This window comes from Sphingobium sp., assembly GCF_003248505.1.
Taxonomy (GTDB): Bacteria; Pseudomonadota; Alphaproteobacteria; order Sphingomonadales; family Sphingomonadaceae; genus Sphingobium.
Map to the genome: position 1 here is coordinate 18653 of NZ_QFOA01000044.1, position 8835 is coordinate 27487.

11 protein-coding genes are annotated in these 8835 nt (G+C 66.3%); 7 read left to right on the forward strand and 4 right to left on the reverse strand.

Features of this window, described 5'->3' with window-relative positions; all coding sequences use genetic code 11:
* Positions 1-90 precede the first annotated feature (90 nt).
* From DI606_RS13295 to DI606_RS13315, 5 genes are all read left to right on the forward strand, one after another.
* The gene (locus tag DI606_RS13295) at positions 91-273 is read left to right on the forward strand and encodes a CsbD family protein (RefSeq protein ID WP_293983812.1); all 183 of its coding nucleotides are present in this window, start codon (positions 91-93) and stop codon (positions 271-273) included.
* A 127-nt stretch (positions 274-400) separates the two neighbouring features.
* Positions 401-1741, forward strand: coding sequence for a phosphoglucosamine mutase (glmM, locus tag DI606_RS13300; protein WP_293983814.1), 1341 nt, complete (start codon positions 401-403; stop codon positions 1739-1741).
* The gene (locus tag DI606_RS13305) at positions 1741-1965 is read left to right on the forward strand and encodes a DUF1272 domain-containing protein (protein ID WP_293983816.1); all 225 of its coding nucleotides are present in this window, start codon (positions 1741-1743) and stop codon (positions 1963-1965) included. Before glmM ends, DI606_RS13305 begins: the two co-directional genes overlap by 1 nt.
* Positions 1962-2720, forward strand: a complete 759-nt coding sequence (gene thiD / locus DI606_RS13310; RefSeq protein WP_293983818.1) for a bifunctional hydroxymethylpyrimidine kinase/phosphomethylpyrimidine kinase — start codon at positions 1962-1964, stop codon at positions 2718-2720. The genes DI606_RS13305 and thiD overlap by 4 nt, the downstream gene beginning before the upstream one ends.
* The gene (locus DI606_RS13315; RefSeq protein ID WP_293983820.1) at positions 2713-3312 is read left to right on the forward strand and encodes a ribonuclease HII; all 600 of its coding nucleotides are present in this window, start codon (positions 2713-2715) and stop codon (positions 3310-3312) included. Before thiD ends, DI606_RS13315 begins: the two co-directional genes overlap by 8 nt.
* A gap of 13 nt (positions 3313-3325) precedes the next feature.
* On the opposite strand, the gene betI is transcribed toward DI606_RS13315, so the two are convergent.
* Positions 3326-3931, reverse strand: coding sequence for a transcriptional regulator BetI (gene betI / locus DI606_RS13320; RefSeq protein ID WP_293983822.1), 606 nt, complete (start codon positions 3929-3931; stop codon positions 3326-3328).
* A 133-nt stretch (positions 3932-4064) separates the two neighbouring features.
* Positions 4065-4406: a helix-turn-helix transcriptional regulator gene (locus DI606_RS13325; RefSeq protein ID WP_293983824.1), complete on the reverse strand. Its 342-nt coding sequence runs from the start codon at positions 4404-4406 to the stop codon at positions 4065-4067.
* Between the two features lie 292 nt (positions 4407-4698).
* Between DI606_RS13325 and DI606_RS13330 the strand changes: the two genes are divergently transcribed.
* Together DI606_RS13330 and folP are read left to right on the forward strand one after the other, a co-directional pair.
* Positions 4699-5838: a site-specific DNA-methyltransferase gene (locus tag DI606_RS13330; protein ID WP_293983826.1), complete on the forward strand. Its 1140-nt coding sequence runs from the start codon at positions 4699-4701 to the stop codon at positions 5836-5838.
* On the forward strand, positions 5835-6962 hold the full coding sequence (gene folP / locus DI606_RS13335) for a dihydropteroate synthase (RefSeq protein WP_293983828.1): 1128 nt from the start codon (positions 5835-5837) through the stop codon (positions 6960-6962). Before DI606_RS13330 ends, folP begins: the two co-directional genes overlap by 4 nt.
* A 6-nt stretch (positions 6963-6968) precedes the next feature.
* Here the strand turns inward: folP and DI606_RS13340 are convergent, their stop codons facing one another.
* Both DI606_RS13340 and DI606_RS13345 read right to left on the reverse strand, forming a co-directional pair.
* Positions 6969-7613: a hypothetical protein gene (locus DI606_RS13340; protein ID WP_293983830.1), complete on the reverse strand. Its 645-nt coding sequence runs from the start codon at positions 7611-7613 to the stop codon at positions 6969-6971.
* A 65-nt stretch (positions 7614-7678) separates the two neighbouring features.
* The coding region (locus DI606_RS13345) for a sigma-54-dependent Fis family transcriptional regulator (protein ID WP_293983832.1) at positions 7679-8835 on the reverse strand (1157 nt) is incomplete at its 5' end.

Here is an 8835-nt window from a genome sequence, read left to right on the forward strand (position 1 = left end):
AGTTTAATGATTACGGAGCCGCAACGTCTGCAACTCCGCCGCACCCGCTTCGTTTGGTTATTCAAGCTAACGACGAAAGGAGTGCTTATTATGGGCGAAACCACCGACAAGCTGAAGGCTGCTGGCAACAAGGCCGCTGGTGCGGTCAAGGAATCCATCGGCAAGGCAACCGACAATGAGCGTCTGGAAGCCGAAGGCAAGGCGCAGAAGGCCAAGGGCACGACACAGGATGTGTCCGGCTCGGTCAAGGGCGCGCTCGGCGACAAGATCTGATCGCCTGACGCCTGAACTTTTTGAAGAGGCCCCGTTCCGGCAAGGATCGGGGCCTTTTTCATGAAACATTGCTCATGGACCAGCCTGCGACTTGCGAGCGGCCCCCCGATCGTTGCATGGAAGGGGCATGAGCAGGCAATATTTCGGCACCGACGGCATTCGCGGTCGCACCAACCAATGGCCCATGACCGCGGAACTCGCGATGAAGGTCGGCATGGCGGCGGGCACGCACTTCCTGCGCGGCAGCCACCGGCATCGCGTCGTCATCGGCAAGGATACCCGGCTGTCGGGCTATATGGTCGAAAATGCGCTGGTCGCGGGCTTCACCGCCGTTGGCATGGACGTGGTGCAATTCGGTCCCATCCCGACACCCGCCGTCGCGCTTCTCGCCCATTCGATGCGCGCGGATCTGGGCGTCATGATCTCTGCCAGCCATAACCCCTATTTCGACAACGGCATCAAGCTGTTCGGGCCGGACGGCTACAAGCTGTCGGACGAGGATGAATTGAAGATCGAGGGGCTGCTGGCGCAGGATATCCCGCTTGCCGCGTCGAAGGACATCGGTCGCGCCCGCCGGGTGGAGGATGCGCGCGGTCGCTATATCCATGCGGTCAAGTCCAGCTTCCCCGCCGACCTGCGGCTCGACGGCCTCAAGATCGTCGTCGATTGCGCCAACGGGGCCGCCTATCAGGTCGCGCCGTCCGCGCTGTGGGAACTGGGGGCGACCGTCGTTGCCATCGGCGTCGATCCCAACGGCACCAACATCAATGACGGCTGCGGGTCGACCGCGCCGCTGCTGCTCCAGGAAACTGTCGTGTCGGCGGGCGCGGATATCGGCATCGCGCTCGACGGCGACGCCGACCGCCTGATCGTGGTCGATGAAAAGGGCCAGATCGTCGACGGCGATCAGATCATGGCGCTGATCGCCGCCAATTTCGCGCGCGACGGTACGCTGCGCGGCGGCGGCCTCGTCGCGACGGTCATGTCCAACCTTGGCCTCGAACGCTTTCTGTCGGGCCGGGGCATCGCACTCGAGCGGACCAAGGTCGGGGACCGTTATGTCCTGGAAAGGATGCGAGAAGGTGGCTTCAACGTCGGGGGCGAACAATCGGGTCACATGATCCTGTCGGATTATGCCACCACCGGCGACGGCACGGTTGCCGCGCTTCAGGTGCTTGCCGCGCTCGTGCGCTCGGGCAAGCCTGCCAGCGAAACGCTGCACCAGTTCGATCCCGTGCCGCAACTGCTCAAGAATGTCCGTTTCGCAGGCGGCAAGCCGCTGGAGCATGACGATGTGAAGCGGGTTATCGCGCAGGCGGAAACCGAACTCAACGGATCGGGTCGCCTCGTCATCCGTCCTTCCGGCACCGAACCTGTCATCCGCGTCATGGCGGAGGGCGACCGGGAAGATCAGGTGCGCGACGTCGTCGACCGTATCTGCGCCGCCGTGGAGAAGGCCGCCGCCTGATGCTGGACATGCGGCCCGATTGCGAACGCTGCGGCACCGACCTGCCTGCCAATCAGCCCGGCGCGTTCATCTGCTCGTTCGAATGCAGCTTCTGCGCGCCCTGCGCTGAAGCGCTCGACGACCGCTGCCCCAATTGCGGCGGCGAGCTGATGGACCGCCCGACCCGCACGGGCAAGGCGCTCGCCGCGAACCCCGCTTCGACGCAGCGCCGTTTTACGGCATGAGCATTGCGCGCATTCTTGTCATCGCCGGGTCCGACAGCGGCGGCGGCGCGGGTATCCAGGCGGATATCAGGACCGTGACGCTGCTCGGCGGCCACGCCATGACCGCGATCGCCGCGATCACGGCGCAGAATACGCTCGGCGTGCAGGCCGTTCATCCGGTCCCGGCGGACATGGTGCTGGCGCAGATGGACAGCTGCATCGCCGATATCGGCGTCGATGCGGTAAAGATCGGCATGATCGGCAGCGCCGCCACCGCCGCTGCCGTCGCGGACCGGCTGGCGCACCTTGCGGTGCCCATCGTGTTCGATCCGGTGATGGTAGCCACCAGCGGATCGACGCTGGCGGACGACGCCACGATTGCCGCGTTCGAGAGGCTGATGGCCATCGCCACGCTCGTTACGCCCAACCTGCCCGAACTTGCAGCATTGGGTGGCGACGCCATTGCGGCGCGTTTCGGCACGCATGTGCTCGCCAAGGGTGGCCATGCCGAAGGCCCGATGCTGACCGACCGCCTGATCTCGCCGCAGGGCGTGCTCAAGGCATGGAGCAATGCGCGTATCGATACGCCGCACACGCATGGGACCGGCTGCACGCTCGCCAGCGCGATCGCGACGGGCCTGGGGCAGGGGATGGACATCGCTGACGCCATTGAGCGCGCCCGCAAATATGTTCGCGAATCGCTTCGCCTCGCGCCGGGCCTCGGCGCGGGGCACGGTCCCATGGGCGCGCCGCTCGGCTTCCACGCCCATGCCTGACTTTGCGCACGAACTGCGTCATCACCCCGGCCTCGTCGCGGGCGTCGACGAGGCGGGCAGGGGCCCGCTCGCCGGGCCGGTGGTCGCTGCCGCCGTCATCCTGCGGCAGGAGGATTGCCCGGACGGCCTCAACGACAGCAAGCAATTGACCGCCGCCCGTCGCGCCGTGCTCGAAACGCAGATCAAGGCGCGCGCCCTGTGCTGGGGCATCGGCATCGCCAGCGTGGAGGAGATCGACGAGATCAACATCCTGTGGGCGACGATGCTGGCGATGACGCGCGCGGTGGAATCGCTGACGCACGATTGCGCGCATGTGCTGGTCGACGGTAACCGCTGCCCCCGGTGGCGTTGGGCCTCGACCCCGGTGGTGGAGGGCGACGCCAAATGCCTGTCCATCGCCGCTGCGTCGATCCTCGCGAAGGAGGAACGCGACCGGATGATGATCGCCGCCGCCGCCGACCATCCGCATTATGGCTGGGAAACCAACAAGGGCTATGGAAGCGCCCGTCATCTCGCCGCGCTTCGGGAACATGGGCCAACGCCGCTTCACCGCCGCAGTTTCGCACCGGTCGCGCAGCTCGTACTGCTATAAGCAAGGTTCTAATCTAGCGTGCGATCAGCGTGTCCATCGCGTCGCTGACCATCGCCTGCGCCTCTTCCGGCGAAAAGGCGCTGCGGTCGAGGCAGAGTTCCAGCCACAGTCCGTCCACCAGCGCGATGAGGCTGATCGCCGCGATCCGCACCCCCGCCAGTTGAAGATGGGGCGCCGCCGCCCGCAGCAGTTCTTCGAGTTGCACGCGCGAAGACCGATAGACCTCGGCATGGGCGCTCGCCATGCGGGGGTCAGACTTGACCAGACTCCAGAAGGCGATCCAGGTCGCAAGCAGGTTGGGGTCCAGCACGGGCATGATGAAATTGGCCTGAAGGCAGGCGCGCAGCCGGTCGCGGGGATCGTCGCCCGCCGCGTCCACCGCCGCGTCCAGCGCGGCTGCCACCTTGCCGCCGACATCGCGGTAGGTGGCGAGGATCAGCGCATCGACCCCTTCGAAATAATGCGTCAGCAGCCCCGACGACACGCCCGCCCGTGCGCAGATACTGCGCACAGACGTTCCGCCCGCGCCCTTTTCGGCAAGGCAGGCTGCCGTCGCGTCGATCAGGGCCTGTCGCCGCACGTCTGCGGTTTCCCGCACGAACCTCGCTCGTTCCCGCATCGGTGGCAACCTGTCCCGCTCATGACTCGCATTCTCTTCGCGTGGCGCTTTGCGCGCTCAGGAAGTTGCTGGCAAGCACGATATGGCGATGGAAAATCGCGAAAGAGGCGTGGGGCGCGTAATCAAATTACGCCTATCGCTCGCCCAGGCCCTCCAGCGCGGCGAATCGCTGGGACCAGAGCGCGCCGTGGACCGCCATCCACTGGATCACCGGTCCCAGTCCCTTGACGCGTGCGGCATAGTGAGTCTCACGCCCGGCGCGCCGCGCGGTCACAAGACCGGCCTGTCGCAGTTTGGCCAGGTGCCGCGATACCATGGGTTGAGACACGCCCGCGCTCTGTGTCAGCATCTGGACATTCTGCTCCCCGTCCCGCACCAGCGCCTCCAGCAACGCGCGACGTGTCCCGTCCGACAGAGCTTTGAACAGGGCGTCGGCGGCGGCGGGCCGGGATGAGGGATGCGATAGGGCAGTCATGGTTAACGCATAACCCCATGGTTATGATTTGGTCAATATCCATGCGTCGAAATGCCTCATCGACCTCGTTAACCAAAAAAACTGAGGGGCAGCGCGGTTCTGAGTCTTTCATGTCACACCGCCCCATCTTGAGTCCTCGCGCCCCGCATCGACTCAATATCTTGTGTCGCCGCCCAACCCAGCGCCCGCGTTAACGATTTTTCGAGCAACCGCTGTCAAGCTGCTGATCTTGACGCCGGACTCCCGAGGACTCATCGCATGGTCCTCAAGACGAACGGGGGCGAAAGAGCATATGGGTGTGATGGAGCGGGTCGCGGCGCCGCGACGCAGGAAAGCGGCGGCGCAGGTTGACAATAGCGCGGAGATCGCCACCGATTGCCTGCTGCGGGGCGACTGCATCGCCGAAATGGCCAAGCTGCCCGACGCCTGCGTCGACATGATCTTCGCCGATCCGCCCTACAATCTCCAACTGGGCGGCGACCTTTTCCGCCCGGAGGGCAGCCGGGTCGATGCCGTCGACAACGATTGGGACAAGTTCGATACGCTGTGCAGCTACGACCGTTTCACCAAGGCGTGGCTGGCGCAGGCGCGCCGTATCCTCAAGCCCAACGGCACCATCTGGGTGATCGGCAGCTACCACAACATCTTTCGCGTCGGCACCGCGCTCCAGGACGAGGGGTTCTGGATTCTCAACGACATCATCTGGCGCAAGTCCAACCCCATGCCCAATTTCAAGGGCACGCGTTTCACCAATGCGCATGAAACGCTGATCTGGGCGAGCCAGGGCGAGGATGCGCGCTACACCTTCAATTACAAGGCGATGAAGACGCTCAATGACGAGCTTCAGATGCGCTCCGACTGGGTGTTGCCAATCTGCGCCGGTCCCGAACGGCTAAAGCGCAACGGGACCAAGGCGCACCCGACGCAAAAGCCCGAATCGCTGCTCTATCGCGTGCTTCTGGCCTGCACGAAGCCCGGCGACGTGGTGCTCGATCCCTTCTTCGGCACCGGCACCACCGGCGCTGTCGCCAAGCGGCTGGGGCGCAAGTGGATCGGGATCGAGCGGGAAGACGATTATATTGAGGTCGCGCTGGAACGGATCGAGGCGGCGCTGCCCCTGGACGAAAGTGCGCTCACCATTATGCAAACGGCGCGTCAGCAGCCCAAGGTCGCGTTCGGCACGCTGGTGGAAACCGGCTATCTGCACCCCGGCGCCATCCTGACCGACACCAAGCGCCGCTGGCAGGCCGTCGTGCGCGCCGACGGATCGCTCAGCGTGGGAGCGGATTCAGGCTCGATCCACAAGCTGGGCGCGACGCTTCAGGGCGCGCCCAGTTGCAACGGCTGGACCTTCTGGCATCATGAAGCGGGGGGCAAGCTGTTGCCCATCGACACGCTGCGCCAGACCTATTTGTTGGCGAACGAGCCTTGATCCTTCCCGCCGATGCGCGCCTCTATCTGAAACCCGTCTGGTTCGTGCCGTCGCCCATCGGCCTGCCCGACGGCAGCGCGGCACGCATGGGCAACGGCCTTCTCTGGTTCCAGGGTTATGAACTGACCGCCTATGAAGGCCCGCGCCGTATCGTGCGTCAGGTCGTGCCCGTGGCGGAGTTCGCCGACACCGTCGCGGCCTTTCCCGATTCGCTGGCGGATCGTGCCGCGCGGATCGCCGCGGCGATCTCGGCTCCGCGCGCGGCGCTTGCGCTTGAGGGTCGCACCGTTCGCTTCGACGCGCCGCAGGTCATGGCGATCCTGAACGTGACGCCCGACAGCTTTTCGGATGGCGGGCGGCATAGCGGCGATCCTCAGGCGGCGGCTGACGCCGGCTTCGCGATGGCGGCGGCAGGCGCCGCGCTGATCGACGTGGGGGGCGAATCGACTCGCCCCCGCGCCGAAAAGATATGGGAAGGCGATGAGATCGCGCGCGTCGTGCCCGTCATCGAAAGGCTCGTCGCAGCGGGCGTTCCTGTCTCCATCGACACGCGCAAGGCCGCGGTGATGGAAGCGGCGCTCGCGGCGGGCGCGGCCATCGTCAACGACGTATCGGCGCTCGCGCACGATCCCCGCAGCATGGATGTCGTCGCGCAAGCGGGCTGCCCCGTGGTCCTGATGCACGCGCCGTCCGCAGGGGACGATCCACATGATCGCTCCGGCCTCGGGCCGGATGGCTATGGCGATGTGGTCGCCGCCGTGTTCGATCATCTCGAATCGCGCATCGCCGCCTGCCTTGCCGCAGGGATCGCGCGCGACCGGATCGTCGTCGATCCCGGCCTTGGCTTCGGTAAGACGCTGGCCGACAATCTCGCCCTCGTGAACGGCCTTGCCACATTTCAGGGGCTGGGCGTGCCGGTGCTGTTCGCGGGCAGTCGCAAGCGTCTTATCGGCGCGCTCTCCAACGAAGCGCCCGCCGCCGACCGGCTCGGTGGCTCGATCGCGCTTGCCTTCCGCGCGGCGCAGCAAGGCGCGCAGATGGTGCGCGTCCACGATGTGAAGGAAAGCGTGCAGGCGCTCCACCTCTGGCGCGGGCTTGCCGACGCGGGGCTGAGCGCTTTCTGACGCAATCTATCGCTTGGGTGCGGCCTCTGCCTCTGTCGCATTGGCGGCTGGCGCCTCAGGCGTCGCCGCCTTGGGCGCGAAGGCGCGCAGGCTGGTCAGCGTCCGGTCGGCGATGCCCTGATATTGTTCGCTCAACATCTCGGGATAGACGAAGGTCGCGGTGACGATCGCGCCGTCTGCCTGCCGCAACAGCCGCACCGCCACATTATTGCCTTCGCCGTCATTGGCGGTGCCGCGATATTCATTCTCGCCGATATAGTCGCCATCGACCCCTTCGGCGCCGTTGCTCATCGCTTCCACGATCTGCTGGAGCGTCTGGTCGCCGCTGTTCTTCTGCCAGAACACGCGCACGTCCGCACCGGCGCCCGGGTCCTGATAGACGACACCGTCCGCGTTGCTCGCGCCCTTGTCCTTCGTCCACCCCTCGGGCAGCGTGATGGAAAAGCCGCGATCCAGATTGACGTAGTTGCGGCTTTCCGCCTCGTCCGCGCCGTCCTGCTGGTTGGCGACCGCGTTGGCGGCGGCGGCATTGGCGGCGGCGGCCAGCTGTTCCTGCGTCGGCATGTCGCCCACCGGCTCGGTACGGCCGCACGCGGCCAGCATCAGAAGGGCGGGGACGGCGGCGAGGGCGGCGGAGGCGGCGTGTTTCATAAGCCGTTCCAAAGCATAGCCGCCTGCTAATTACAACGATACATGGCCTTGAAACGACGGCCCGTTCATGCCGCGCTGTCGATTCCCAGTTCCGCCAGCTTGCGATAGAGCGTCGACCGGCCGATCCCCAGCCGCCGCGCGACTTCGGTCATGCGCCCGCGATAATGGCCGATGGCCAGGCGGATGACATCGGCCTCGATGTCGGCGAGCTGGCGCACATGGCCGTCCCCTTCGAACAGGGTGATGCCCGCGCCCTCGCGATGTGTCGGCGGGGCGGGGCGGGGGTGGATAAGGTGGATGTCGGCCCCCGACCGCGCGCTGATATGCGCGGCGATCTGCGGGAAGTCCTGGGGCGTCAGCGCGTCGCCATCGCACAGGACGGCGGCGCGGAACAGCGCGTTCTGAAGCTGGCGGACATTGCCCGGCCAGCCATGCTGCATCAGCATCGCCAGCGCGTCGTCGGTGAGGCCCAGGCTCCGCATCCCCGGCTGCGTCGCGATGCGGGCGAGCAGGTGGCGGCACAGCGCCGGCACGTCTCCTATCCGCTCGCGCAGCGGCGGGACGGTCAACTGCACGACGTTGAGCCGGTAATAGAGGTCCTCACGAAACCGCCCGGCGTCGATCTCGTCCAGCAGCTTCCGGTTGGTCGCCGCGATCACGCGCACGTCGACATGGATCGGGCGGCGCGCGCCGATGGGCTGCACCTCGCCGTCCTGCAACACGCGCAGCAGCTTGACCTGCGCATCGAGCGGCATCTCGCTCACCTCGTCGAGGAAGATCGTGCCCATGTCGGCACTCGCGAACTTGCCGACATGCCGGTCGAACGCGCCGGTGAAGGCGCCGCGCTCATGCCCGAACAGTTCCGATTCGACGAGGTTGGCGGGGATCGCGCCGCAATTGACCGTCACCATCGCCTGTTTGTGGCGCGGGGAGGCGGCGTGGATCGCGCGCGCGATCACGTCCTTGCCGACACCGCTCTCCCCCTCGATCAGCACCGGCACCCTGGCCCGCGCTGCCTTGGCCGCGATGGCGAGCGCGGCGCGGAACTGGGGCGCTGCGCCCACCACATCCTCGAACGACAGGGGCGCGGTGATCTTTTCGGTCAGCGGGCGAAGCTCGCCGCGTCCTCCGCTTTCGGCCAGCGTGGCGTTGAGTGCGGCCAGCAGACGTTCGGGGGCAATGGGTTTGGACAGATAGTCGGTCGCGCCGGCGCGCATGGCGT